Annotated in this window: 23 protein-coding genes and 1 pseudogene; 12 read left to right on the top strand and 12 right to left on the bottom strand. The window is 66.5% G+C overall.

The genetic code is table 11. The features are described from left to right. Positions 1-65: 65 nt before the first annotated feature. A complete protein-coding gene (locus ESD82_RS09290) occupies positions 66-407 on the top strand; it encodes a zinc ribbon domain-containing protein YjdM (protein ID WP_024843883.1) in 342 nt (113 codons plus the stop codon). Positions 408-614: 207 nt separating this feature from the next. Here the strand turns inward: ESD82_RS09290 and ESD82_RS09285 are convergent, their stop codons facing one another. Together ESD82_RS09285 and ESD82_RS09280 are read right to left on the bottom strand one after the other, a co-directional pair. After that, a complete protein-coding gene (locus tag ESD82_RS09285) occupies positions 615-1,244 on the bottom strand; it encodes a 3-oxoacid CoA-transferase subunit B (RefSeq protein WP_024843882.1) in 630 nt (209 codons plus the stop codon). After that, positions 1,244-1,957, bottom strand: a complete 714-nt coding sequence (locus ESD82_RS09280) for a CoA transferase subunit A (protein ID WP_024843881.1) — start codon at positions 1,955-1,957, stop codon at positions 1,244-1,246. The genes ESD82_RS09285 and ESD82_RS09280 overlap by 1 nt, the downstream gene beginning before the upstream one ends. A gap of 115 nt (positions 1,958-2,072) precedes the next feature. On the opposite strand from ESD82_RS09280, the gene ESD82_RS09275 reads away from it, so the two are divergent. After that, complete coding sequence (locus ESD82_RS09275; RefSeq protein ID WP_024843880.1) at positions 2,073-2,651, top strand: LuxR C-terminal-related transcriptional regulator; 579 nt, start codon at positions 2,073-2,075, stop codon at positions 2,649-2,651. 431 nt (positions 2,652-3,082) lie between these two features. On the opposite strand, the gene ESD82_RS09270 is transcribed toward ESD82_RS09275, so the two are convergent. The 9 genes and pseudogenes from ESD82_RS09270 to hpbA form a co-directional block, all read right to left on the bottom strand. After that, positions 3,083-4,084, bottom strand: a complete 1,002-nt coding sequence (locus tag ESD82_RS09270) for a glycine betaine ABC transporter substrate-binding protein (protein WP_147429283.1) — start codon at positions 4,082-4,084, stop codon at positions 3,083-3,085. A 247-nt stretch (positions 4,085-4,331) separates the two neighbouring features. Then, on the bottom strand, positions 4,332-5,450 hold the full coding sequence (locus ESD82_RS09265; protein WP_147429284.1) for a mandelate racemase/muconate lactonizing enzyme family protein: 1,119 nt from the start codon (positions 5,448-5,450) through the stop codon (positions 4,332-4,334). 10 nt (positions 5,451-5,460) lie between these two features. Next, positions 5,461-6,564, bottom strand: coding sequence for an alcohol dehydrogenase family protein (locus ESD82_RS09260; protein WP_211331221.1), 1,104 nt, complete (start codon positions 6,562-6,564; stop codon positions 5,461-5,463). Positions 6,565-6,739: 175 nt separating this feature from the next. Next, entirely contained in the window at positions 6,740-7,681 is a 942-nt protein-coding gene (locus tag ESD82_RS09255) for a LysR family transcriptional regulator (protein WP_024846063.1), read from the bottom strand. 73 nt (positions 7,682-7,754) lie between these two features. Next, positions 7,755-7,910: pseudogene (locus tag ESD82_RS09250) on the bottom strand (S-(hydroxymethyl)glutathione dehydrogenase); the annotation flags it as partial. A gap of 189 nt (positions 7,911-8,099) precedes the next feature. Then, complete coding sequence (locus tag ESD82_RS09245) at positions 8,100-9,026, bottom strand: electron transfer flavoprotein subunit alpha/FixB family protein (protein WP_147429285.1); 927 nt, start codon at positions 9,024-9,026, stop codon at positions 8,100-8,102. After that, positions 9,026-9,784, bottom strand: a complete 759-nt coding sequence (locus ESD82_RS09240) for an electron transfer flavoprotein subunit beta/FixA family protein (RefSeq protein ID WP_123130202.1) — start codon at positions 9,782-9,784, stop codon at positions 9,026-9,028. The genes ESD82_RS09245 and ESD82_RS09240 overlap by 1 nt, the downstream gene beginning before the upstream one ends. Positions 9,785-9,817: 33 nt before the next feature. Further along, positions 9,818-10,399 carry a dimethylsulfonioproprionate lyase family protein gene (locus tag ESD82_RS09235; RefSeq protein WP_147429286.1) on the bottom strand — a complete coding sequence of 194 codons (582 nt, stop codon included), beginning with the start codon at positions 10,397-10,399 and terminating at the stop codon, positions 9,818-9,820. A 59-nt stretch (positions 10,400-10,458) separates the two neighbouring features. Then, positions 10,459-12,495: an N-methyl-L-proline N-demethylase HpbA gene (gene hpbA, locus ESD82_RS09230; RefSeq protein WP_024844569.1), complete on the bottom strand. Its 2,037-nt coding sequence runs from the start codon at positions 12,493-12,495 to the stop codon at positions 10,459-10,461. Positions 12,496-12,643: 148 nt separating this feature from the next. Between hpbA and ESD82_RS09225 the strand changes: the two genes are divergently transcribed. The 6 genes from ESD82_RS09225 to ESD82_RS09200 all read left to right on the top strand — a co-directional run bounded on the left by ESD82_RS09225 (position 12,644) and on the right by ESD82_RS09200 (position 18,637). Continuing rightward, positions 12,644-13,285 carry a TetR/AcrR family transcriptional regulator gene (locus ESD82_RS09225; RefSeq protein ID WP_024844568.1) on the top strand — a complete coding sequence of 214 codons (642 nt, stop codon included), beginning with the start codon at positions 12,644-12,646 and terminating at the stop codon, positions 13,283-13,285. Between the two features lie 103 nt (positions 13,286-13,388). Next, positions 13,389-14,387: an ABC transporter substrate-binding protein gene (locus ESD82_RS09220; RefSeq protein WP_024846223.1), complete on the top strand. Its 999-nt coding sequence runs from the start codon at positions 13,389-13,391 to the stop codon at positions 14,385-14,387. Positions 14,388-14,453: 66 nt separating this feature from the next. Beyond that, positions 14,454-15,341: an ABC transporter permease gene (locus ESD82_RS09215; protein ID WP_024844635.1), complete on the top strand. Its 888-nt coding sequence runs from the start codon at positions 14,454-14,456 to the stop codon at positions 15,339-15,341. Continuing rightward, positions 15,334-16,377 carry a quaternary amine ABC transporter ATP-binding protein gene (locus ESD82_RS09210; RefSeq protein WP_024844634.1) on the top strand — a complete coding sequence of 348 codons (1,044 nt, stop codon included), beginning with the start codon at positions 15,334-15,336 and terminating at the stop codon, positions 16,375-16,377. Before ESD82_RS09215 ends, ESD82_RS09210 begins: the two co-directional genes overlap by 8 nt. Next, entirely contained in the window at positions 16,374-17,162 is a 789-nt protein-coding gene (locus ESD82_RS09205; protein ID WP_147429287.1) for a pyrroline-5-carboxylate reductase family protein, read from the top strand. The genes ESD82_RS09210 and ESD82_RS09205 overlap by 4 nt, the downstream gene beginning before the upstream one ends. After that, positions 17,159-18,637: an FAD-dependent oxidoreductase gene (locus ESD82_RS09200; RefSeq protein WP_147429288.1), complete on the top strand. Its 1,479-nt coding sequence runs from the start codon at positions 17,159-17,161 to the stop codon at positions 18,635-18,637. Before ESD82_RS09205 ends, ESD82_RS09200 begins: the two co-directional genes overlap by 4 nt. A 6-nt stretch (positions 18,638-18,643) precedes the next feature. On the opposite strand, the gene ESD82_RS09195 is transcribed toward ESD82_RS09200, so the two are convergent. Continuing rightward, the gene (locus ESD82_RS09195) at positions 18,644-19,519 is read right to left on the bottom strand and encodes a LysR substrate-binding domain-containing protein (protein ID WP_147429289.1); all 876 of its coding nucleotides are present in this window, start codon (positions 19,517-19,519) and stop codon (positions 18,644-18,646) included. Positions 19,520-19,647: 128 nt separating this feature from the next. Between ESD82_RS09195 and ESD82_RS09190 the strand changes: the two genes are divergently transcribed. From ESD82_RS09190 to fdhA, 4 genes are all read left to right on the top strand, one after another. After that, positions 19,648-20,886 carry an aromatic ring-hydroxylating oxygenase subunit alpha gene (locus ESD82_RS09190; RefSeq protein ID WP_147429290.1) on the top strand — a complete coding sequence of 413 codons (1,239 nt, stop codon included), beginning with the start codon at positions 19,648-19,650 and terminating at the stop codon, positions 20,884-20,886. 2 nt (positions 20,887-20,888) lie between these two features. After that, on the top strand, positions 20,889-21,956 hold the full coding sequence (locus ESD82_RS09185) for a hybrid-cluster NAD(P)-dependent oxidoreductase (RefSeq protein ID WP_147429431.1): 1,068 nt from the start codon (positions 20,889-20,891) through the stop codon (positions 21,954-21,956). 63 nt (positions 21,957-22,019) lie between these two features. Beyond that, positions 22,020-23,129, top strand: a complete 1,110-nt coding sequence (gene hpbD / locus ESD82_RS09180; RefSeq protein WP_147429291.1) for a 4-hydroxyproline betaine 2-epimerase — start codon at positions 22,020-22,022, stop codon at positions 23,127-23,129. Between the two features lie 31 nt (positions 23,130-23,160). Next, positions 23,161-24,345, top strand: a complete 1,185-nt coding sequence (gene fdhA, locus ESD82_RS09175) for a formaldehyde dehydrogenase, glutathione-independent (protein ID WP_147429292.1) — start codon at positions 23,161-23,163, stop codon at positions 24,343-24,345. Positions 24,346-24,385 lie beyond the last annotated feature (40 nt).

Below are 24,385 nucleotides of genomic sequence, written 5' to 3'. Positions count from 1 at the left end.
AAGGCCCCGGAATGCCGCAGTTTTCCCGATGGCCAAGCGCAAGGCCCAAGGCTAGAGTGGCGGCCATGACCCAGAGCCTGCCGCCGTGCCCCGAATGTTCCTCCACCTATGCCTATCAGGTGGACGCCCTGCTTGTCTGCCCGGAATGCGGGCATGAATGGTCCCGGGACGCGGGGCCCCAGCCTGCCGACGAAGTGCGCGACAGCGTCGGAAACGTCCTGAAGGACGGCGATACGGTGACGGTGATCAAGGATCTGAAGGTCAAGGGGTCGTCCTCGGTGGTCAAGGTCGGCACCAAGGTGCGCGGCATCCGCCTGGTCGAGGGCGACCACGACATCGACTGCCGGATTCCGGGCATCGGGCAGATGGGCCTGAAATCGCAATTCGTGAAGAAGGTCTCCGAATAGCCCGCCCAAGCCCGCGGGGCCGAGCCTGCCCGCCAGCCCTTCGGAACGAAAAGGGCAGGGAAGTCGCCCATCCCCGCGCGTCACGCCGAATCAGACGATTCCGGCCTTCTTTCTTGCCGAAATATCCTCGGGGGTGAATTGCGGCCCCAGGCCGCAAGAGGGGGCAGACAGCCCCCTCCGCCTCCCTTGACGCTCGGCCGAGCTTGCTCAGCCGACGATGGTCGCCTCGGTCGCAGCGCGCAGCTCGGCCTCGCTCACGCCATCGGCCAGCTCGACGAGCTTCAGCCCGCCCGGAACCACGTCCAGCACGCCCAGATTGGTGATGATCCGGTTGACCACCGCCTGGCCGGTCAGCGGCAGGGTGCAGGATTTCAGCACCTTCGACTCGCCGTGCTTCGACGTGTGGTCCATCACCACCACCACCCGGCCGACGCCCGCCACCAGGTCCATCGCGCCGCCCATGCCCTTGACCAGCTTGCCCGGGATCATCCAGTTCGCCAGGTCGCCGTTCTCGGCCACCTCCATCGCCCCCAGGATCGCCATGGCGATCTTGCCGCCGCGGATCATCGCGAAGCTCTCGGCGCTGTCGAAATAGGCGGTCTGCGGCAGCTCGGTCACCGTCTGCTTGCCGGCATTGATCAGGTCCGGGTCCTCCTCGCCCTCATAGGGGAAGGGGCCGATGCCCAGCATGCCGTTTTCCGATTGCAGCGTCACATGCACCCCCTCGGGGATGAAATTCGCCACCAGCGTCGGGATGCCGATCCCGAGGTTAACATACCAGCCGTCCTGCAGTTCCTGCGCGGCCCGCGCCGCCATCTGGTTGCGGTCCCAAGGCATCAGACAGCCTCCTTCTTGCGGGTGGTGCGCTGCTCGATGCGCTTTTCATGCTGGCCCTGGACCAGGCGATGGACATAGATCCCCGGCAGGTGGATGGCGTCGGGGTCGAGGCTGCCGGTCGGCACGATCTCCTCGACCTCGCAGACGCAGATGCGGCCGCATTTCGCCGCCGGCACGTTGAAGTTGCGCGCCGTCTTGCGAAAGATCACGTTGCCGGTTTCGTCCGCCTTCCAGCCCTTGACGATGGAAAGGTCGGCGACGATGGCGCGTTCCAGGATATAGGTCTGGCCGTCGAAATCCTTGTGTTCCTTGCCCTCGGCGACCACGGTGCCGACGCCGGTCCGGGTATAGAAGCCGGGAATGCCGGCGCCGCCCGCGCGCATGCGTTCGGCCAGGGTGCCCTGGGGGTTGAACTCCAGCTCCAGCTCGCCCGAGAGGTATTGCCGCATGAACTCGGCGTTTTCGCCCACGTAGGAGGAGATCATCTTGCGGATCTGCCGGCTGTCGAGCAGCTTGCCCAGCCCGAACCCGTCCACGCCGCAATTGTTGCTGGCAATGGTCAGATCCTTCGTTCCCGCCCGCAGGATCGCCTCGATCGCCAGTTCGGGGATGCCGCAAAGCCCGAAACCCCCGGCCGCAATCAGCATCCCGTCCTTCAAGAGCCCGTCCAGTGCGGCATCCGCGCTGGGATAAAGCTTGTTCGATCCTGTCATTCGCACGCCTCGATATGATGATCCGACGGCCGGCTTTCTCCTCCGCCGCGACCGAGCTTGTCGCATGCGGTGGAAATACTCTATCCGTAGGAATACGTAGTCGAATAGGTATTCCATGCAGCCAGCCCATCGCCAGTTGACGGCCAGGGATTACGACAGCCTTGGCTTTCAGAACGCCCCCGATGCGACCCTGGTCCTGGCCGAGCGCGTGATCGTCCGCGCCAGCCTGATGGTCGAGGCGGTCTTCGGCTGGACGCCGCAGGAGCTGGCGGGGCGGTCCATGCGCTGCCTTTACCCCGGCCAGACCGATTTCGACCTGGTCGGCGAGCGGGCACGCAAGGCGCTGCGCGAGCGGCCGTTCTATCGCGACGAACGCTTCATGCGGCGCAAGGACGGGCAGATCGTCTGGATGGAGGGTCGCGGCCGGACCATGGACCAGGCCGACCCGCACCGGCTGGCGATCTGGACCTACCGGCCGCTGGATTCCGCGGTTGGTGCCGGCAGCCTGCTGACTGCGGCCGAGAAGCGCGTCGCCGGCTATCTGGTCAATGGCTTTACCAGCAAGGAGATCGCCAAGTCGCTGGGCTGTTCGCCCCGCACGGTCGAGGTGCATCGCGCCAACATGATCCGCAAGATCGGCGTGCGCAACAGTTTCGAGCTGGTGCGGCGGCTGCTCGACACCGGTGCGGGCTGATGACGATAGGTTCTGGTGCCGACGATCAGAGATCGCATTGATCTGCCTGGATCGGGATGGGGCTGGCAGTTTATTTACATAACTCCGGTTATCGGTTGAATACAGCCTTGGGGGTCGCATCGTCACGGCGCAAGCGGTGATTTACCTGTCGCGGTTCTGCTGTGAGGCATGACATGAAAGCCATTCTTCCTGTGTTCGTGAAAGCCGTGCTGCCGGTGTCGTGGGTCGCCGACCATGGTCCCAGCCTATCATGCCGCCGCTTGTGGCAGCGGCGGATGCCATGTTTGCTGCTCCTGTGTGGATAGGCTTGCGGGTGGGATGTGAAAGGCCCGCCCGGTCATGACGACCGGGCAAACCAAAGGGCTCGGGAAATACGGATCACTGCGCCAGAAGGTCGGTTGATCGGCCCGGCCATGACGCAGAGGTCACGATCAAAGCGCAGCTTCGACCTTTTCCGCGACTTCGGCGGGAACCCATTTCGTCCAGATATCCTTGTTCTCCTCCAGGAAATGCAAGGCCGCATCCTCTCCCATGGCCTGATTCTCGGCTTGCCAGGCCATCAGGCTGGCGACGGTGTCATTGCTCCAGCCGCGGGTGTTGAAATAATCCATGATCGCCGGGTCTATGCGGTCGGCGAAAGCCTTGGTCACCACGGTCATGACCGTGTCGACGGGCCATGCCGTCACCTTGGGATCGGGGCAATCCAGGTTGGTGATGCACCTTTGCCATTCGGCGGCATCCTGCTCGGCATTGGGCTCAAGCAGGACCAGATCATACCGGCCCAGAAGCGCGGTCGGCGCCCAGTAATAGGTGATGAAGCCTTCCTGACGCTCATAGGCTCGGGCGATGGCGCCATCCAGGCCCGCGGCCGAACCAGGCCGCATCAGGTTGAAGCCCTTTTTCTCGGCCTCGTAGGCCTTGAACAATTGCGCGGTGACCACCGTCGCCCCCCAGCCTTCGGCGCCGTTGAAGATCACGCCCTTGTCGGGGTTTTCCGGGTCGGGGAAAAGCTCGGGATGCGCCAGGGCATCCTCGACCGTCTTGATGTCGGGATGCGCGTCGGCCAGGTATCTGGGGATCCACCAGCCCTGGATGCCGCCATCGGGCAGGGCCGGCGCGCCATAGACGATCTTGCCGTCCTTGAGCCCCTGCGGCACGATTTCAGGCAGAAGGTCCACCCAGGTTTCCGAAGAAACATCGGGCGAGCCTTTCTCGATCATGGATGTGGTCGAGGGAACCGTATCCCCCGGAATGGTCTCGACACGGCAGCCATAGCCGTTCTCGAGGATGAACTTGTCGACATAGGTCAGCAGTTCGGCGCTTTGGACGTTATGGAGCGCAAGGGTCACGTTGCCGCAATCCTGCGCGGCGGCCGACCAAGCGCCGCCAAAGACGCCGGCAGCCAAGGCTGTGGAAGCGAGTAGTCTGTGCACGTTCTTTCTCCCTGTGTGCGGCATTGATCGGGACAGGGCGCCGCATTGTTCTCTCCTGACCCAGTTCCAAGTGATCGGGCATTCCACATGCGCGATGGATCGGTCTTGCGTGCATTCGTATACGATATTTATGCTACGAAATTTTCTGTGTGAAGGCGATTCTGTCAAGCGATTTTTCCGCATGGGCATGCCGTCAGGCGTTCCCACGCCTGACGGCTTGTCGCGATCATGTGCCGGTGGCGGGCCATTACCGCTGATACGAAGCGACGGGCGCGCCCAGCACATCAAGGCGCGGGGTCACGCCCAGGCCCGGCCCGTTCGGGGCACGGACATGCCCCGCCTCGACACCGAACGCCCCGTCCGCCGTCTTCAGCGAGACCATGTCGCGGCATTCCAGCAAGCATCGCAGCTGACGCTCGGGCACCGTCTGGCCAAGATGCACGATGGCCGCGAAGGCGATGTCCGAGCCGGTGGTCTCTTGCACGCTGACCGTATAGCCGGCGGCCAGGCAGATATCGCGGTGCCGCCGCCCACGGGTCAGCCCGCCGTTCTTCGAGATCTTCAGCCCGATGCCTTCGGCGGCGTCATCCGCGATCAGCTGGACGATCGAGGCATCGCTCAGCGCCAGCTCGTCGAAGATGATCGGCACGTCGGTGCGGCGGCGCAGGGACAGGCATTCGCGCCAGGTCGCACAGGGCGCCTCCAGTACGAAATCCAGGCCATGCGGCAGCAGGCGCAGCATGCGCAGGGCGGTCTCGACACTCATCCCGCCATTCGCGTCCACGATGAAGAACTCGCCCGGCCGCTTGTCGGCCAGCGATGCGGCGATGCGCGCGGCATCTTCTGCCGGATCGCCGCCGATCTTGACCGAATGGCCGATATAGCCCCGCGCCCGATGCTCGGCCACGCGGCGGCGCATGTCCTCGGGATCGCCCATGTAGATCGACGAGATCACCGGCATCCGCGCATCGGTGCGCCCGCCCAGCAGGTCGCAGACCGGCATGCCCACGGCTTTGCCGAAGATGTCCCAGCAGGCCACGTCCAGCGCGGTCTTGGCATGCTCGTGCCCCAGCAGCGCCTGATCCATGGCGTCGTTGATCCGATCCACCCGGCGCGGATCCCGCCCCAGCAGGCGCGGCGCGATCTCGGCGATGCCGGCCCGGACCCCGAAGGCATGCGAGGCGATATAGGTCGAGCCGAAGGGCGTGCTTTCGCCCCACCCTTCCAGGCCGTTGTCGGTGGTGATGCGGACGATGGTCGCATCGAAGCTGCGATACTCCCGGCCGCCGGACAGCGTGTAGACCCCGCCCGAATAAGGCAGTTCCACCCGGAACACGTCGATTTTGTCGATTGCAAGTTCGGACATGAATGCCGCCTTATTGGGGGATGGTCAGCACCAGCTTGCCGCCGGTGCTCTTGGACAGGAATTCCTTCTGGGCATCCACGATCTGCTCCAGGGGCCAGGTTCCGGCGACATTCGGCCGGATCTCGCCGCGCTCGATATAGGAGATCAGGTTCTCGAAGACCTCGTCTTCCTGGAAGGTGCAGCCGAAGAAGGTCAGATCCTTCAGATACAGTGTCCGCACGTCCAGTTCGACGATCGGCCCGGCGATGGCGCCGGCCACCGCATAGCGCCCGCCGCGCTTCAGCACCTGGAGAAGCTCGGGGAAAGCCGGGCCGGCCACCACATCCAGGACGACATCGACCGATTGCGGCTCGATATGGTCCGCCAGTCTGTCGCCGCGCGGGATCACATGGTCGGCGCCAAGGGCCTTCAATTGCTCGGCCTTGTTCTGTCCTGCGATGGCGGACACCCGTGCGCCCCTGCGCCGGGCCAGCTGGATCGCCGCCGAGCCGACCCCGCCAGATGCGCCGGTGATCAGCACATGCTCGCCCTCGCCGACCCGCGCGCGATGGACCATGCCTTCCGCGGTCGAATAGGCGCAGGGCACCGAGGCCAGTTCGACATCGCTCCAGTCGCAATCGACCTTGTAGGTCTCGCGCGCCGGCGCCTTGGCATATTGCGCGAAGGCCCCGTCGCATTCCGACCCGAAGGTCCAGCATTCCCAGGGACGATAGCCGACATAGGAACGCAGCATGTTGCGCACCAGCACCCGCTCGCCGATGCGGTCGGGACTGACCCCCTCGCCCACCGCGACGATGCGTCCGCAGCAATCGGCGCCCTGGATGCGCGGGAACGTGAGGGCGGTGCCGGACCAGCTGGCGTCGTCGTCATTCGTCGTTTCATAGCCTTCGGCCCCGCCGGCCGAGGTCGCGCTGGTGACGCCCTTGGAATACCAGCCGATCCGGGTGTTGATGTCGGTATTGTTGATGCCGGCCGCGGCGACCTTGATCAGCACCTCGCCCGGCCCGGGCTCCGGGACCGGCAGGTCGTCCCGGATCTCCAGCTTTTCGAATCCGCCATGGCCGGTCAGCAAGGCGCCGGTCATTCGTATCGGAATTGTATCGTCTGATGACATCGCAGTTTCCCTGGTTCGGTCGGATCGATCCCGGCCCCGGCGGGTGCGAGACGATCGCCCCCATCAAGAAGCGGGTTCGGATTCGGGGCAACGCACGAAAATTTCCAAGTCGAGTTGAGCTGAAGTCAACCGGGGCCGCGGAACCGCTACCAATCCGAATGGATCCCCTGGCACCTCAAGCCGGAGGGCGGCCTCCGCCGGGGCAGGGGGTCTCGCGCACCTGCCGGGCCTGTTCCCGGATCCAGTCGCGCATGACCATGGCGGTATCCGACAGTTTGCGCGTGCTGTTCCTAGTCAGGTAATAGCCCCCAGGTGCCGGGATGACCAGATCGGTGAAACGGACCAGGGCGCCCTGCTCGATCAGCGGCCCGACCAGCCGGTGCCATCCGATCACCAGCCCCTGGTCGGCCATGGCGGCCTGCAAGGCGATGCTGAACTTTCCGAAGCGCCGTCCCCTCAGGGCCCCTGCCCTGACCCCGCCGCGCAACAGGATCTCGTCCCAGCCCAGCCAGTCAGGCTCGACCCATTCCACGCTCAGCAGCGGCAGGTCCACCAGATCGGCGATCCCGGCCCCCTCGTGCTGCCGCGCGAAATCCGGGCTGCATACCGGATAGATCCAGTCGTCAAACAGCAATTCCGCCGTTTCATCAGCCCATGAGCCGAGACCGTATCGCACCCGCAGCTCGACATCGCTTCTGCGATAGTTTCGTGCGTTTTCCCAGATGACGTGATCCACGAACACCCTGGGATGCCGGGCCCAGAAATCCGGCATCCTCGGGATAAGCCACATGGTCGCAAAGACATCGCTGCATGCGATCGCGACGATGTTGGAGGCCTCGCCTTCCTTGATCGAGCGGATGACCTCGGATGCGCGGGAAAAGCCGCTTGCCAGGACGTGGAACAGTTCCTCGCCCGCCCCGGTCAGCACGACGCCCTTGCCGTTTCTCAGGAATAGCGGTGCGCCCAGCTCCATTTCGACGGACTTGATCTGACGGCTGACCGCGCCCGGCGTCACGTTCAATTCTTGCGCCGCGAGCTTGAAGCTCGAATGCCTGGCCGCCGCTTCGAACACGGCCAGCGCGCTGAGGGACGGAAGATCATAGTAACGACGAACCAAGATTGCCTCTCGTCTCTGACGGAAATAAAATCGATGCGACTCGTCGGGAACAGTCGCCGACGCATCGCACCCTTCAATAAGGCATGGCCGCGCGGATGGATTCGCCCGCATGCATCAGGTCGAAGCGCTTGCCGAGGCCATCGAGCGACAGGGTGCGGGTGATCATCGGGGCGAGTTCGATCTTGCCGTTCATGTACCGGTCGACGATCTGCGGCAGGTCGGTACGGCCGCCGCCGACGATCACCACGTCGTAATCCATCGATTCGCGTTCAATTTCGGACATGGCTCGGCCCCCTTGGCTGGCTGATGGTGGTTGCGGTGCGCAGGGTCCGGGGGCTCTGCCCCCGCGGCCCCGTGGCCCCTCGACGGGGCCGCGGGGTCGCTCCCCCCGGGGTATTTGCGGAAACGGTGAAAGCCCTCAGAGCTTGCCGGTCAGTTCCGGGACCACGGTGAACAGGTCGCCGACCAGGCCGTAATCGGCGATCTGGAAGATCGGCGCCTCCTCGTCCTTGTTGATCGCCACGATCACCTTGCTGTCCTTCATCCCCGCCAGGTGCTGGATCGCGCCGGAGATGCCCACCGCGACATAGAGCTCGGGGGCGACCACCTTGCCGGTCTGGCCCACCTGCCAGTCGTTCGGGGCATAGCCGCTGTCCACCGCCGCGCGCGAGGCGCCCACCGCGGCGCCGAGCTTGTCGGCCAGCTCTTCGATGATCGCGAAGCTCTCCTTCGAGCCGAGGCCGCGGCCGCCCGAGACCACGCGTTTCGCCGAGGTCAGCTCGGGACGGTCGCTCTCGGCCACCTCGTCGGCGACCCAGCTCGACAGGCCCGGATCGGCGGCCAGCGCGGCCTCGGTGACCGGGGCGTTGCCGCCGATCCCCGCCGCGTCGAAGCTGGCGGTGCGGATGGTGAAGACCTTCTTCGCGTCCCGCGACTTCACCACCTGGATGGCGTTGCCGGCATAGATCGGCCGCTCGAACGTGTTCGCGTCGAGGATGGCCGAGACGTCCGACAGCACCATCACGTCGAGAAGCGCCGCAACCCGCGGCATGACGTTCTTGGCGTCCGTGGTCGCCGGCGCGGCGATGTGGTCGTAATCCCCGGCCAGCGACACGATCAGCGCCGCGGTCGGCTCGGCCAGGCGGTGGCCGTAAAGCGGGGCTTCCGCGACCAGCACCCTGGCGACCCCGGCGATCGTCGCCGCCTCCTCGGCGGCCGCTTTGGCCGAGGCGCCGGCGCAGAGCACCGTCACATCGCCAAGCGCCTTGACCGCCTGCACCGCCTTCGCCGTCGCATCGCGGTTCAGCACCCCGTTCGTCACTTCCCCAAGCAGCAGAACAGCCATCAGATCACCCCCGCTTCTTTCAGCTTGCCCAGCAGCTCGTCCACCGAGCCGACCTTGATGCCGGCCTTGCGGCCCTCGGGCTCGCGCACCGAGACCACCTCGAGACGCGGCGCGACGTCGACGCCGTAATCACCGGCGGTCTTTTCCTCCAAGGGCTTCTTCTTGGCCTTCATGATGTTCGGCAGGCTCGCATAGCGCGGCTCGTTCAGCCGCAGGTCGGCGGTGACCACCGCCGGCAGCGCCACCGCGATGGTCTGGAGGCCGCCGTCGACCTCGCGCGTCACCTTGGCCTTGGCCCCTTCGATCTCGACCTTGCTGGCGAAGGTCGCCTGCGCCCAGCCCAGGATCGCCGCCAGCATCTGGCCGGTGGCGTTCATGTCGTTGTCGATGGCCTGCTTGCCGGCGATGACCAGCTCGGTGCCCTCGGCTTCGGCGACCTTGGCCAGGATCTTCGCCACCGCCAGCGGCTCGATGTCCTGCTGCACGTCGTCCGCGGCCACCACCAGGATCGCCCGGTCGGCGCCCATGGCCAGCGCGGTGCGCAGCGTCTCGGCCGCCTGCTTGACGCCGATGCTGACCGCGATCACCTCCTCGGCCTTGCCGGCTTCCTTCAGACGGATCGCCTCCTCCACCGCGATCTCGTCGAACGGGTTCATCGACATCTTCACATTCGCCAGATCGACACCCGTGCCATCCGCGCGAACCCGCGCCTTCACGTTGTAGTCGATCACCCGCTTCACTGGCACGAGGATCTTCATGGCATTGACCTTCCTGCTGTTGTCGTTGATCCGTCAGGCCCGGAGCGCCCGGAGCGCGAACAGCGGTTCCTCCTCGGCCCGCATGGCATGAACCGCATTGGGTGGCACGAAGAAGCTGCCGCCGCCGCCGGGCTCGAACCAGTCGCGCTCCGGCTTGAGGAATTGGCCGGGCGACAGGACCAGATAGGTTTCCTCGGGCGCATGCTGGTGGACGGGATAACGGGTCTGCGGTGCAAGCAGGTTGAGGCTGATCCTGGGGTCGCGGCGCTCCTGGATGCCGGCGGGGCCGAGCAGCATGGCATTGGCATGGCTTTCGGCACATTCGCGCTGGCGGCGGCATCGCCGGTCCGCCTGCGCCAGCACATGAGCGGCGCCAGCCGCTGCACCGCCTGCAAAAGATCGGCAAGTCCTGGTGTTCCATGGGACGGCCAGGGCTGTGTCGAGCCAAGCCTCGACCACCGGCAGGCCGGCCGGTGCCGCCCCTTGGTCCCCAACCGAGAGGATTGCCTCGGAAATGCCCTGAAGCGAGGCCGGCGAATTGCCGTCACGGGCGCGTGCCCGCATGGCGGGCAAGGCGACATCGAGAAAGCCTTGCCAAGCCTGGTGTCTCGGCATTTCGGTTCACCTCCCGGATGCAGCATGGCGTCGGCGTGCCTCCCCGCTCCCCTGGTGCCTCACAGATCCTTGAGCAGCCGCAGCGCGTCGTAGATCGCGGCATGGGTGTTGCGGGCGGCGACGGCATCGCCGATGCGGTAGAGGCGGAAGCGGCCCCCGGGGTTCTTGCGCACCTCCTGCAACCCGCCGGTGGTCAGCGCCTCGTAATCGACCTCGCCCAGGTTCGAGGAGAGCGGCTTCAACTCGAAATAGAGCTCGTCCAGCGGCCGGGTGCCGTGGTTGACCACCACCTGGTCGACGATGCGCTCGCGGGTGAAGGCGCCGTAATCGCTGCCCAGGCGCGCGCGCAGCCGGTTGCCCTCGCGCGTCACCGAGCGGAGCCGCCAGGTGACGGTGAAGGTGGTGTCGCGCTTTTGCAGGTTGCGCATATAGGGCACCAGGTTCATCGCCATCACCTCGGGCGAGAAGCTGCGGTCCGGGGTCACGATCTCGACCGCGGCGCCGCTGGCCGAGATCAGGTCGGCGGCCTGCAGCGCCGCATGGTCGCCGGCATCGTCGAAGATCAGCACGTTCTGGCCCGGCTTCACGTCGCCCGACAGGATGTCCCAGGCGGATGAGACCAGCTCGTTGCCCTGCTCCAGCACCTCGACATGCGGCAGCCCGCCGGTGGCGACGATCACCTCGTCGGGCTCGGTGGCCAGCACCTCGGCCGCATCGGCGAAGGTGTTGAAGCGGAACTTCACGCCATGCTTCTCGCATTGCGCCATGCGCCAGGCGATGATCGAGATCATCTCGCGGCGGCGCTCGTCCAGCGCGGTCAGGCGGATCTGGCCGCCGGGCTGGTCGGCGGCCTCGAAGACGGTGACGGCATGGCCGCGCTCGGCCGCGACGCGGGCGGCCTCCATGCCGGCGGGACCGGCGCCGACCACGGTGATGCGCTTCTTCGCCGGGGCGGGCGGGATGGTGTGCGGCATGGTCTGCTCGCGCCCGGTGGCGGCATTGTGCAGGCAGAAGGCCATGCCGCCCTGGTAGATGCGGTCGAGACAGTAATTGGCGCCGACGCAGGGGCGGATGTCGTCCTCGCGGCCTAGGGTCACCTTGCGGACCAGATGCGGGTCGGCCATATGCGCCCGCGTCATGCCGACCATGTCGAGAAGCCCCGCGGCGATGGCGTGGCGGGCGGTCGGCACGTCGGGGATCTTGGCGGCGTGGAAGGTCGGGAAGCCGGTGGCCTTGCGGATCTGCCCGGCGAAGTCCAGATGCGGGGCGTTGCGCATGCCCTGCACCGGGATCACGTCGGTCAGCCCGGCATCGGTGTCGATATGGCCCTTGACCACGTTCAGGAAGTCGACCAGCCCGCTGTCCTTGAGCTTTTGCGAGATCGCCAGCCCGTCCTCGGCGGTCAGCCCGCCCGGCAGGTCCTCGTCGCCGGTATAGCGCACGCCCAGGATGAAATCCTCGCCGCAGCGTGCGCGGATGCCGCGCAGCACGTCGAAGGTGAAGCGCAGCCGGTTGTCGAGGCTGCCGCCATAGGGGCCATCGAGGTCGTTGGTCAGCGGCGACCAGAACTGGTCCATCAGATGGCCGTAGGCCTGTATCTCAAGCCCGTCGAGCCCCGCGGCCTTCATGCGCTCGGCCGCATCGACATAGTCGCCGATGATGCGCTCGATGTCCCAGTCCTCCATCTTCTTCGGGAACGAGCGATGCGCCGCCTCGCGCTCAAAGCTGGGCGAGACGACGGGCAGCCAGTCGGCCTTGTCCCAGCGGGTGCGCCGGCCCAGATGGGTGAGCTGGATCATCACCGCGCAGCCGTGGTCGTGGCATTCGTCGGTCAGCTTCTTCATCCAGCCGACCACCTCGTCCTTCCAGGCCAGGATATTGTTGAACACCGGCGGGCTGTCGCGCGAGACCGAGGCCGAGCCGGCGGTCATGGTCAGCGCCACCCCGGCCTTGGCGCGCTCGACATGATAGGCGCGGTAGCGGTCCTTGGGCATGCCGTCCTCGGGATAGGCCGGCTCGTGGCTGGTGATCATGATGCGGTTGCGCAGCACCAGGTGCTTCAGCTGATAGGGCTGCAGAAGGGGATCGTTCGACATCGGCTCTGCCTGTGCGGGGTGGGGAGTCGCCGTTCAGGATCGGGGTAATGTTCATATGTGTCAATTAAAAAATCAATCATGCACACAACGGGATCATGACAGGACATTTTTTCTTGCGGCGAATCGAATACCGGGCTACTGCAAGGGCATGAGAAATCGTGCAGCAACCGCTGAAACCGGATGGCGTGGGTCGCGTGAGGGCTGGCTGGAGGCCGGCTACCAGGCGCTGATCGACGGCGGCATCGACGCGGTGAAGATCCAGCCCCTGGCCCGGCATCTGAACCTGTCGCGCACCAGCTTCTACTGGTTCTTCGAGGATCGCGAGGCGCTGCTGACCGCGCTGATCGACGGCTGGGAGGAGCGGACGACCGATCCCCTGGTCAAGGCGGCGCAAGAATATGCCGAGAGCCGGGCGGAGGCGATGCTGAACGTGCTGGCCTGCTTTCTGTCGGGGGTCTTCGACAGCAAGCTGGAATTCGCGGTGCGCAGCTGGGCCTTGCAGGACGACACGGTGGCCGTGCGCGTCGCGGCTGCGGACGAGACGCGGCTTTCGGCGCTGCGCGAGATGCTGGTGCGCTGGGGGCATGGCGAGCAGGAGGCCGACGTGCGGGCGCGCACCATCTATCTGACGCAGATCGGCTATATCTCGATGCGGGTGCAGGAGGAGCTGGAAACCCGGCTCGCGCGCATCCCGACCTATGTCGAGATCTATACCGGGCAGAGCGCCGAGCCGCGCGAGATCGCCCGCTTCAACGCCCGGGTGAAAACCGCCGCCAAGCCGCCACCGTAACAGCGCCCCGGCAGCGATATGGAGAGGCTGCTCTCCTTCCAGCCCCCCGGATAGTGCGACGATCCGGGCAACGAGAGCTTATGTCACGACAGGGAAAAAGACCATGAGACGACCCTATTTCCTCGGCACAGCAGCCCTGCCCTTCCTGGTGCTGGCCGGCACCGCCTCGGCCGATTGCGGCAGCCTGACCATTGCCAGCATGAACTGGCAAAGCGCCGAGGTCCTGGCCAGCCTCGATCAGTTCATCCTGAACGAAGGCTATGGCTGCGACGCCGAGATCACCATTGCCGATACCGTCCCGGCCATCACCTCGCTGGTCGAAAAGGGAAAACCCGAAGTGGTTCCCGAAGGCTGGGTCGGGCTGATGCCGGAACTGTTCGAGACCGGGCTTGCCGAGGGCAAGATCGTTTCGGTCGGCAGGGCGCTGTCGGATGGCGGTGTCCAGGGCTGGTTCATCCCCAAATATATCCAGGACGAACATCCCGAGATCCGGACCGCCGCGGATGTCCTTGCCCATCCCGAACTTTTCCCCGCGCCGGAAGAGCCGGGCAAGGGCGCCATCTACACGGGGCCTGCGGGCTGGGGCGGCAATATCGTCACCACGCAGCTTGCCAAGGCCTTCGGCGCCGAGGACAAGGGGTTCGTGCTTGTCGATCCCGGTTCGGCGGCGGGCCATGACGGCGCGGTTGCGCGGGCTTACGAGCGCAGGCAGGGCTGGGTCGGCTATTACTGGGCACCCACGGCTTTGCTCGGCAAATACGAGATGGTGCAGATCGACTTCGGCGCCCCCCTGGACATGGAGGAGTGGAAACGCTGCACGTCGGTCGCCGATTGTCCCGATCCGAAACCCAATTCCTGGCCTGTGGACGAGGTTCTCACGCTGGTGGCCAGGGAGTTCTCGGAAACGACCGACCCAGCCGTCATGGACTACCTGTCGAAGCGCAGCTGGAGCAACGATACCGTCAACGCGCTGATGGCCTGGATGACCGACAATCAGGCCACCGGCGAGGCGGGCGCCCAGGAATTCCTGCGCAATAACGAAGAAACATGGACGCAATGGGTGAGCCCGGATGCGGCCGAGAAGATCAGAGCCGCGCTCTAGGCAAAAGAAAGGGCGCGGCGTCGAAGCCGCGCCCCCCTTCCCCAGCAACAGGCGGACAACATCCTCATGACCTGGCTCACCACATTTCCCCAATTGAAAAGCACCTGGCTGCGCGATCTCCAGCGGCTGATTGACGACGGTTTCCGCAGCTTCACGCGCAGCTACGGCGACCTGATCGAAGGCTTCTTCAGCCCGCTGCAGAGCCTGCTGATCTGGTTCGAACGGCTGCTTCTGGGCACGCCCTGGCCGGTGATCCTGCTGGTCGTGGCCGGCCTGGCCTGGGGCGCCAGCCGCAGCCTGCGCGTGGTGATCGGCTCGGTCGCCACCCTGGTGCTGATCGGCCTCTTCGGCATGTGGGACGACACCATGAAGACCATCTCCATGGTGCTGGCCGCCACGCTTTTGTCGATCGCCGTCGGCCTGCCGCTGGGCATCCTGATGGCGCGCTCGCAGCGGGTGCAGCGGATCATCAGCCCGATCCTCGACATCATGCAGACCATGCCCAGCTTCGTCTACCTGATCCCGGTGGTGATGCTGCTGGGCATCGGCCGGGTGCCGGGGCTGATCGCGGTGGTGATCTATGCCATCCCGCCGATGATCCGGCTGACCAACCTGGGCATCCGCCAGGTCGATCCCGAGGTGCTGGAGGCGGCCGACGCCTTCGGCTCCTCGGCCTGGCAGAAGCTGGTCAAGGCGCAGCTGCCGCTGGCGCTGCCCACCATCATGGCCGGCATCAACCAGACCATCATGATGGCGCTGGCCATGGTGGTGATCGCCTCGATGATCGGGGTGCAGGGGCTGGGCCAGCCGGTGCTGCGCGCCATCAACAACCAGTATTTCACCATGGGCCTGTTCAACGGCTTCGCCATCGTCGGCATCGCCATCCTGTTCGACCGTATCAGCCAGGCCTGGGGCAAGCGGCTGCAGAAACACCATGAGGCCAGCCATGACTGATCCCATCGGCATCGAGATCAAGAACCTCTACAAGATCTTCGGCGCGGACCCCCAGGCCCATGTCGCGGCGGTGCGCGCCGGCATGACCAAGGCCGAGCTGCAGGCCCGCCACGGCCATGTGCTGGGGCTCAGCGACATCAACATCTCCATCGCGCCGGGCAGCATCCAGGTGATCATGGGCCTGTCGGGTTCCGGCAAGTCGACGCTGATCCGCCACATCAACCGGCTGATCGAGCCCACCGCCGGCGAGATCGTGATCGAGGGCCGCAACGTCGTCGGGATGTCCCGCGACGAGCTGCGCGCCTTCCGCCGCCACAAGACCGCGATGGTGTTCCAGAAATTCGGCCTGCTGCCGCATCGCACGGTGCTGGACAATGCCGCCTACGGGCTGGAGGTGCAGGGCATGGCGGAGGCCGAGCGCTATCGCACCGCCATGCGCTGGATCGAGCGGGTGGGCCTTGCCGGCTTCGAGAAGAGCTACCCGAGCCAGCTTTCGGGCGGCATGCAGCAGCGCGTGGGCCTGGCCCGCGCCCTGGCCAATGACGCGCCGATCCTCTTGATGGACGAGGCCTATTCGGCGCTGGACCCGCTGATCCGCTATGACATGCAGACGGTGCTGCTGGATTTGCAGCAGGAGGTGAAGAAGACCATCGTCTTCATCACCCACGACCTCGACGAGGCCTTGCGCATCGGCGACCGCATCGCGCTTTTGCGCGACGGCTCGGTGATCCAGCAGGGCACGGCGCAGGACATCGTGCTGCGCCCGGCCGACGATTACGTGGCCAATTTCGTCCAGCATGTCGACCGCGGCAAGGTGCTGAAGGTCGGCGCGGTGATGCTGGCCCAGCACGGTTTCGACGCCCTGCCCGAGGCCGCCATCGCCCCCGAGGCCAGCATCGCCGAGGCCCTCCAGCACATGGCCGCAAGCCGCCTGCAGGCCCTGCGCGTCCAGACCGCCGACGGAAGCACCATCGGCATCATACCCTTCCAGGAAGCCATCAACGCATATACCGGAAGTGCGGGGGCAGGCGCATGAGGATCGGTATCATCGGCGCCACCGGCTGGCTGGGCTCGGCGCTTGGCGCGGGGCTTTTGTCGCGCGGCATCGTCCAGCCGGGCGATCTGGCGCTCTTGAACCGCAGCGGGCCACGCCCCGATTATCACGGCCATGCCGATGTGGTCTGGGCGCGGGACGTGGCGGATCTCGTGGCGCAGAGCGACGTGATCGTGGTCTCGGTGCGGCCCGAGGACTGGCCGGAGCTGGCGCTGCGGGCCGAGGGGCGGCTGATCCTGTCCCTCATGGCCGGGGTGAATGCCCGCGAACTGGCCCGCTGCGGCGGCCGGATCGTGCGGGTCATGCCGAATGCCGCCGCCGAGATCGGCGCCTCCTATTCGCCCTTCTGGTCCGCCGAAGGGGTGACGGATACCGACCGTGACACTGTGCGGCACCTGCTCTCGGCCATCGGCACCACAGACGAGTTGTCGAGCGAGGCCGAAATCGACCTGATGACCGCCCTGCCCGGCTCGGGCGCCGCCTATCCGGCGCTGATGGCGGTGGCGATGGCCGGGTTCATGCGGGCGCAGGGCGTCGCGGACGCCATCGCCTGGCGCGCGGCCGAGGCGGCGGTGGTCGGCGGCGCGCGGCTGCTGGAGAGGCGGATCACCGAGGCCCCTGCCCTGGTCGCCGCCTATCGCGACTATCGCGGCACCACCGCCGCCGGCCTCGAGGCCGCCGAGGCGGCAGGCTTCAGCCGCGCCGTCGTCGCGGCGCTGGAGGCGGCGACCGAGAAGGCGCGGCGCATGGCGGAGGGTCCGGCGTGACCCGCCCTGCCCTTACCAGCCTCGACCAGACCGAATACGACGTGATCGTCATCGGCGCCGGCGCGGTCGGCTGCGCCAGCGCCCGGCAACTGGCGGGGCGCGGCTTTCGCACGCTGCTGGTCGACCGCGGCGATATCGGCGCCGGCACCTCGTCGCGCTCCAGCCGCATGCTCTATTCCGGGCTCGGCTATCTCGCCGCGCGCTATCCGCTGTGGCAGATGCCCTTTCGGCCCGCCGACATGATCCGGCGGCTGCTCTACACCCGCGACGTGATGCGCTGCCGGGCCGAACTGGTGCGCGACATGCCCGGGCACCTGACCAAGCACCGCTTCCATTATCCGTTCCGCCAGGGCGATCGCTATCCGCCATGGCTGGTCGATCTGGGCTTTCGGCTGGTCGAGGCGCTGGACGGATGGCAGGTGCCCTTGTCCTATCGCCGCCTCCCGCCTGCGAAAGCCGCCGGCGAAAGCGCCATGGCCGCGGCCCTGGGTGGCCCGCTGCGCGGCGTGGGCGTGTTCGAGGAATACATGTATGCCTGGCCCGAGCGCATCTGCGTCGATACCGCGCTGGATGCCGAGCGGCGCGGCGCCACTCTCCGCACCTATGCCGAGGTGACGGCCATCGCGCGCGAGGGCGAGGCTTGGCTGGTCACGCTGGACGAGCGCGCCCCCGATATGCAGGGCCGGGCGCAGATCCGCGCCCGCATCGTGGTGAACGCCGCCGGTCCCTGGATCGACCGGGTGCCGGGCGGCGGCTCGGGCAAGCGGCGGGTGATCGGCGTCAAGGGCGTCAATGTCATGCTGCGCCTGCCCGAGGCATTCCGCGGCCAGGGCCTGGAAGCCTTTTCCCGCAAGGGCGAGCCCTATTACGTCTTTCCCTGGCGCGATTTTCACTTCATCGGCCCGACCGAGACCGAGGTCACCGCCGATCCCGACGACATCCGCGTCGAGGACGCCGAGATCGACTATATCCTGGCCGAGGCCAACCACCTGTTCCCCGACCTGCAACTGACGCGCGCGGATGTGCTGCATTGCTGGTGCGGGGTGCGGCCGACCTCGACCCGCGACGGCCGGGTGACCAGCCTGCCGGTCGAGGTGGCCGAGGATCCCGCGATGCCCGGCCTGCTGGCGGTCACCGGCTCGACCATCATGCTGCATCGCCATGCAGCGCGGAAGGTGGCGCGCAGCGTCGAAAGACGCCTGGGAAGGCGGGGACCGGAGCCCGCCGGCGTCATTCCGGCGCCCGAAACCAAGGACCAAGGCATCGGCCAGATGGCGGCCTGCGAACATGTCGTGCGCCTTGCCGACCTGATCCGCCGCCGCCTGCCGGACGGGCTGGAGCCCGACCTGGGCCGGGGCCGGGCCGAGGCGCTGTCGCGCATCGCCGCTGCCAGCCTCGGCTGGTCCGAGGCCCGCCGGCAGGACGAGTTGCGCCATTTCGAGGAAGATACGGCACGGGTCTATCGCCAGCTCTGACGCGATTCAGCCCTCGGCCAGCCAATCCGCGAACAGCCGGGCTTTCGCCGAGGCGCGGGGGTGGATCGTCAGGTAGAAGCCGGCCGGAGAAGGGATGCTTTCCGGCACCAGCTGGACCAGCCGGCCCTGTTCCAGCAGGTTTCCAAGCAGCCCGTCCCAGCCCAGCACCGCGCCGACATCGTCCTCGGCCGCCTGCAGGGCGATCATGTGGTTGTTCACATGCAGGCTGCGCCCCCTTGGCACGGAAAGGCCCAGGGCGGCGAACCATTCCGTCCAGCCGGTCCAGTCGTTCTCCTCGCTGCGCATGTGGATCAGCGGGGCAGACATCAGGTCGGCGGCGCTGCGAATGCCGTGTTCTTGGCGAAAGCGCTCGGTTCCCAGGGCAAGGATCCGGTCATGGAACAGTGGCCGCCATTCCTCGCCGGTGTCCTGGGGAATGGCATAGCGGATGCTCAGGTCGTGCCGGCCGCCCGAGCCCGGCACGTCACTGATGATCTGCGAAACGGTGATGCCCGGATGATCCTTCCAGAACGCGCCGATCTTGGGGGTCAGCCACAGCGCGCTGACCGCGGTCGTGGCGCGGATGGTGACATCGACCGCCTCGGGGCTTGCGCGCAACTGCGTGACGCAATCCGAGATGGTCTCGAAGCCGCGCTGCAGGGCGACCAGCAGGAAGGCGCCCTTCTCGGTCAGTTCCACCCCGCGATGCCGGCGGATGAACAGCGCACAGCCCAGATCCTGCTCCAGCGCCTTGATCTGGTGGCTGATCGCGGCGGGGGTGACGTTAGTCTCCCTTGCGGCTTCCTTGAAGCTCATCTTGCGGGCCGCGGCCTCGAAACACATCAGGGCGGTGATCGAGGCAAGGTCGTAGGGTCTGCGCAACCAACTCGCTCCCGGTGGCTTTCAGGTTAGATCAGCTAAGCCAAGGTGAATTTTTATGCCGTTGTCAAGATGCCGCATGCAGCCGATTGTCGCAGGCAGGATTCACCCTCATCCCATGGAAGCCGAACATGTCCGCCACCAACACGAATCTGCATGACCTGCTTGCCCGCCGTGTGCCCGGACACGCGCTGGAACAGCCCTTCTATACCTCGCCCGAGATCTATCAGCAGGATCTGGAGCATATCTTCTACCGCGAATGGCTCTATGCCATCCCGGCCTGCCAGCTGGTCAAGCCCGGCAGCTACGCGACGCTGCGGATCGGCGCCTACAACATCGTCATCGTCAAGGGCCGCGACGGGGAAATCCGCGCCTTCCACAACTCCTGCCGGCATCGCGGCTCGATCGTCTGCAAGGCGCGCGAGGGCCAGGTGGCCAAGCTGGTCTGTCCCTATCACCAATGGACCTATGACCTGGACGGCAAGCTGATCTGGGCCAACAGCATGGGGCCCGACTTCGACCCGACGCAGCACGGGCTGCGCGGGGTGGCGCTGCGCAACCTCAAGGGGCTGATCTATATCTGCCTGTCGGACAACCCCCCGGATTTCGAGGATTTCGCCCGCCAGGCCGAGCCTTATCTGGCAGTCCATGACCTTCAGGACGCCAAGGTCGCCTACAGCTCCTCGATCATCGAGAAGGGCAACTGGAAGCTCGTCTGGGAAAACAACCGCGAATGCTATCATTGCAGCGGCAACCACCCGGCGCTGTGCCGGTCCTTCCCGCTGGACCCCGAGGTGGCGGGCGTGTCGGCCGACGGCTCGATCTCGGCCCGGTTGCAGGCGCATTTCGACGCCTGCGCCTCGGTGGGCGCCCCGGCGCAGTTCCTGCTGGGCGGCGACGGCCAGTTCCGGCTGGCGCGGATGCCGCTGCAGGAAACCGCCGTCAGCTACACGATGGACGGCAAGGCGGCGGTGGCGCGGCAGCTGGGTCGCGTGGCCAAGTCTGACGCCGGCTCGCTGCTGGTGTTCCACTATCCCTCGACCTGGAACCACTTCCTGCCCGACCATTCGCTGACCTTCCGCGTCACCCCGATCAGCCCGACCGAGACCGAGGTGACGACGACCTGGCTGGTGCACAAGGACGCGGTCGAGGGCGTGGATTACGACCTCAAGCGCTTGACCGAGGTCTGGATCGCCACCAATGACGAGGATCGCGAGATCGTCGAGACCAACCAGGAAGGTATCTTCTCGCCTGCCTATGTTCCCGGCCCCTATTCGCCCGACTGGGAAAGCGGCGTGATCCAGTTCATCGACTGGTATGCCGCATGGATGGAACGTAGCCTCGCCCCCAGCCGCATGGCGGCCGAGTGACCATGAACGCGCCGACGAAACCGACGCTGGCCTTCTGGACCGACGCCGAAGAGCTGGAATGCGTATCGTTCCTGCGCGAGGCGCCGGATGTGATGACCTTCTGCTTTCGCAGCCCATCCGGCGCGCTGTTCAGCTTCGAGCCGGGGCAGTTCCTGACCCTGGAGCTGCCCCTGCCCAGGGGGCCGCTGCATCGCACCTACACGATCTCGTCCTCGCCCTCGCGGCCGACCTCGCTGACGGTGACGGTCAAGGCGCAGAAGGCGTCCATCGGCACGCGCTGGATGTTCGACCACCTGCGGCCCGGCATGCGGATCAAGGCCAGGGGACCGGCGGGCAAGTTCTCGATGATGCAGGATCCGGCCGAGAAATACCTGTTCATCTCGGCCGGCTCGGGCATCACGCCGATGATGTCGATGACCACCTTCCTTTACGATTCCGGGCGCGACCCCGACATCGTCTTCGTCAACTGCGCCCGCCGCCCCTCCGAGATCATCTTCCGCGAGGGGCTGGAATACATGGCGACGCGCGTCGCCGGCATCGACCTGAAATGGATCGTCGAGGAACCCGACCCCTATCGGCCCTGGACTGGCTATCGCGGCATGTTCAACCAGCTGATGCTGGGCCTGATCGCGCCAGACTACCTGGAGCGCGACGTCTATTGCTGCGGCCCCGAGCCCTTCATGCAGGCGGTGCGCGATATCCTGCACGGGCTGGGCTACGACATGGCCCGCTATCACCAGGAAAGCTTCGGCGGCCCGCCGGCCGAGGCCGAGACGGTGCCCGAGGACGTGGTGCCGCAGGAGGATGCGCTGGCCGAGGTCCGCTTTTCCGCCTCGGGCAAGACCGCGCGGGCGGCCGAGACCGAGACCATCCTGGCCACGGCGCGGGCGGCGGGCATCCCCATCCCCTCGGGCTGCGGCATGGGCATCTGCGGCACCTGCCAGGTGCTCAAGCTCTCGGGCCAGGTCCACATGGTCCACAATGGCGGCATCACCGACGAGGATGTCGAGGCGGGCTATATCCTGGCCTGCTGCTCGCGGCCCATCGGCGATGTCACCATCGACCTGTGACGCTTTCAGGGGGCCGCCGGTCCCCGGAAACGCATCGCTCAAGCAATATGACAGGGACAGGCCATGAAGATTGCCGAAATACACGTCTATGCCCATGAGCTGCCGGTCGAGGACGGGCCCTATGCCATCGCCAGCTCGACGGTCTGGTCCTTGCAGACCACGCTGGTCAAGATCGTCGCCGACAGCGGCTTGGCGGGCTGGGGCGAAACCTGCCCGGTCGGCCCGACCTATGCGCCCAGCCATGCGCTTGGCGCCCGCGCGGCGCTGGCCGAGATGGCGCCGGGCCTGATCGGCGCGGACCCGTTGCAGCCGCTGGTCCTGCGCCGCCGGATGGACGGGCTGCTTTGCGGGCACAATTACGCCAAGGCGGCCATCGACATCGCCGCCCATGACCTGATGGGCAAGCATTACGGGGTGCGGGTGGCGGACCTCTTGGGCGGCGTCGCGGCCGAGCGCGTGCCCTCCTATTACGCCACCGGCATCGGCCAGCCGGACGAGATTGCCCGCATCGCCGCCGAAAAGGTCGCCGAGGGCTTCCCGCGCCTGCAGATCAAGATCGGCGGCCGGCCGGTAGAGATCGACATCGAGACCGTCCGCAAGGTCTGGGAGCGCATCCGCGGCACCGGCACGCGGCTGGCGGTGGACGGCAACCGCAGCCTGCCGGCCCGCGACGCGCTGCGACTAAGCCGCGAATGCCCCGAGATCCCCTTCGTGCTGGAACAGCCCTGCAACACGCTGGAGGAGATCGCCGCCATCCGCGGCCGCGTCCGGCACGGCATCTACCTGGACGAAAGCGGCGAGGATCTGTCCACCGTGATCCGCGCCGCCGGCCAGGGGCTCTGCGAGGGGTTCGGCATGAAGCTGACCCGAATCGGCGGCTTGCACCCCATGGCGGCGTTCCGCGACATCTGCGAGGCCCGCGCCCTGCCCCATAGCTGCGACGACGCCTGGGGCGGCGACATCATCGCCGCCGCCTGCACCCATATCGGCGCCACCGTCCAGCCGCGGCTGAACGAGGGCGTCTGGGTCGCCCAGCCCTATATCGCGCAACCCTATGACGAGGAGAACGGCATCCGCATCACGGGCGGCCATATCGGCCTGCCCAAGGGTCCGGGCCTCGGCGTCATTCCCGAAGAAAGCCTGTTCAGCCCGCCGGTTGCGTCGTTTTCCTGAAGCGGTTTCACTTGAAGGAGGAGCAAGTCCGATGAGCAGCAACAGAGGCGTGGTCTATATCGGCCCCGGCAAGGTCGAGGTGCAGGACATCGCCGACCCGAAGCTTCAGGCGCCGGACGAGCGCAAGATCGCGCATGGCGTGATCCTGAAGGTCGTCTCGACCAATATCTGCGGCTCGGACCAGCACATGGTGCGCGGCCGCACCACCGCCGAGCCCGGCCTGATCCTGGGCCATGAGATCACCGGCGAGGTGATCGAGAAGGGTGCCGATGTCGAGATGCTGGAGATCGGCGACATCGTCTCGGTGCCCTTCAACGTCGCCTGCGGCCGCTGCCGCTGCTGCCGCGAGGGCGATACCGGGGTCTGCCTGACGGTGAATCCGGCACGCGCCGGCGGTGCCTATGGCTATGTGGACATGGGCGGCTGGATCGGCGGGCAGGCGCGCTATGTCATGGTGCCCTATGCCGATTTCAACCTGCTGAAATTCCCCGACCGCGACCGGGCCATGGCGAAGATCCGCGACCTGACCATGCTGTCCGACATCCTGCCCACCGGCTTTCACGGCGCCTGGAAGGCGGGCGTGGGCGTCGGCTCGGTGGTCTATGTCGCGGGCGCCGGTCCCGTGGGTCTTGCCGCGGCGGCCTCGGCCCGCATCCTCGGCGCCGCGGTGGTGATGATCGGCGACTTCAACAAGGAGCGGCTGGAGCACGCCCGCAAGGTCGGCTTCGAGCCGGTGGACCTGTCGAAATCCGACCGGCTGGGCGACATGATCGCCGAGATCACCGGCACGCCCGAGGTCGATTCGGCCATCGACGCCGTGGGTTTCGAGGCGCGCGGCCATTCCGGCGGCGAGCAGCCGGCCATCGTGCTGAACCAGATGATGCAGATCACCCGCGCTGCCGGCCAGATCGGCATTCCCGGGCTATACGTGACCGAGGATCCGGGCGCGGTCGATGACGCCGCCAGGCATGGCAGCCTGTCGATGCGCTTCGGCCTGGGCTGGGCCAAGGCGCAGAGCTTCCATACCGGCCAGACCCCGGTGCTGAAATACAACCGCCAGCTGATGCAGGCCATCCTGCACGACCGTTTGCCCATCGCCGATATCGTCAATGCCACGGTCATCCCGCTGGATCAGGCGGTGCAGGGCTATGAAAGCTTCGACCAGGGCGCGGCGAAGAAATTCGTCCTCGATCCGCATGGCATGCTGGCGGCCTGAGCCGGCAGGTCCGCAACGCGGGAAGGCCGGCCAAGGATCT

It is taken from the genome of Paracoccus pantotrophus (assembly GCF_008824185.1).
GTDB classification, from domain to species: Bacteria; Pseudomonadota; Alphaproteobacteria; order Rhodobacterales; family Rhodobacteraceae; genus Paracoccus; species Paracoccus pantotrophus.
The sequence above is the reverse complement of the archived record's forward strand: the minus strand, read 5'-3'. Positions and strand labels throughout refer to the sequence as shown.

What these genes read in the sequence shown, in the direction of transcription:
- hpbD (WP_147429291.1), top strand. Translation starts at nt 22,020, where the DNA reads ATGAAGATTGCCGAAATACACGTCTATGCCCATGAGCTGCCGGTCGAG.
- ESD82_RS09240 (WP_123130202.1), bottom strand. Translation starts at nt 9,784, where the DNA reads ATGAAGATCCTCGTGCCAGTGAAGCGGGTGATCGACTACAACGTGAAG.
- ESD82_RS09260 (WP_211331221.1), bottom strand. Translation starts at nt 6,564, where the DNA reads ATGTCATCAGACGATACAATTCCGATACGAATGACCGGCGCCTTGCTG.
- ESD82_RS09220 (WP_024846223.1), top strand. Translation starts at nt 13,389, where the DNA reads ATGAGACGACCCTATTTCCTCGGCACAGCAGCCCTGCCCTTCCTGGTG.
- ESD82_RS09265 (WP_147429284.1), bottom strand. Translation starts at nt 5,450, where the DNA reads ATGTCCGAACTTGCAATCGACAAAATCGACGTGTTCCGGGTGGAACTG.
- ESD82_RS09280 (WP_024843881.1), bottom strand. Translation starts at nt 1,957, where the DNA reads ATGACAGGATCGAACAAGCTTTATCCCAGCGCGGATGCCGCACTGGAC.
- ESD82_RS09185 (WP_147429431.1), top strand. Translation starts at nt 20,889, where the DNA reads ATGAACGCGCCGACGAAACCGACGCTGGCCTTCTGGACCGACGCCGAA.
- ESD82_RS09225 (WP_024844568.1), top strand. Translation starts at nt 12,644, where the DNA reads ATGAGAAATCGTGCAGCAACCGCTGAAACCGGATGGCGTGGGTCGCGT.
- ESD82_RS09205 (WP_147429287.1), top strand. Translation starts at nt 16,374, where the DNA reads ATGAGGATCGGTATCATCGGCGCCACCGGCTGGCTGGGCTCGGCGCTT.
- hpbA (WP_024844569.1), bottom strand. Translation starts at nt 12,495, where the DNA reads ATGTCGAACGATCCCCTTCTGCAGCCCTATCAGCTGAAGCACCTGGTG.
- ESD82_RS09275 (WP_024843880.1), top strand. Translation starts at nt 2,073, where the DNA reads ATGCAGCCAGCCCATCGCCAGTTGACGGCCAGGGATTACGACAGCCTT.
- ESD82_RS09285 (WP_024843882.1), bottom strand. Translation starts at nt 1,244, where the DNA reads ATGCCTTGGGACCGCAACCAGATGGCGGCGCGGGCCGCGCAGGAACTG.
- ESD82_RS09245 (WP_147429285.1), bottom strand. Translation starts at nt 9,026, where the DNA reads ATGGCTGTTCTGCTGCTTGGGGAAGTGACGAACGGGGTGCTGAACCGC.
- fdhA (WP_147429292.1), top strand. Translation starts at nt 23,161, where the DNA reads ATGAGCAGCAACAGAGGCGTGGTCTATATCGGCCCCGGCAAGGTCGAG.
- ESD82_RS09210 (WP_024844634.1), top strand. Translation starts at nt 15,334, where the DNA reads ATGACTGATCCCATCGGCATCGAGATCAAGAACCTCTACAAGATCTTC.
- ESD82_RS09235 (WP_147429286.1), bottom strand. Translation starts at nt 10,399, where the DNA reads ATGCCGAGACACCAGGCTTGGCAAGGCTTTCTCGATGTCGCCTTGCCC.
- ESD82_RS09290 (WP_024843883.1), top strand. Translation starts at nt 66, where the DNA reads ATGACCCAGAGCCTGCCGCCGTGCCCCGAATGTTCCTCCACCTATGCC.
- ESD82_RS09190 (WP_147429290.1), top strand. Translation starts at nt 19,648, where the DNA reads ATGTCCGCCACCAACACGAATCTGCATGACCTGCTTGCCCGCCGTGTG.
- ESD82_RS09215 (WP_024844635.1), top strand. Translation starts at nt 14,454, where the DNA reads ATGACCTGGCTCACCACATTTCCCCAATTGAAAAGCACCTGGCTGCGC.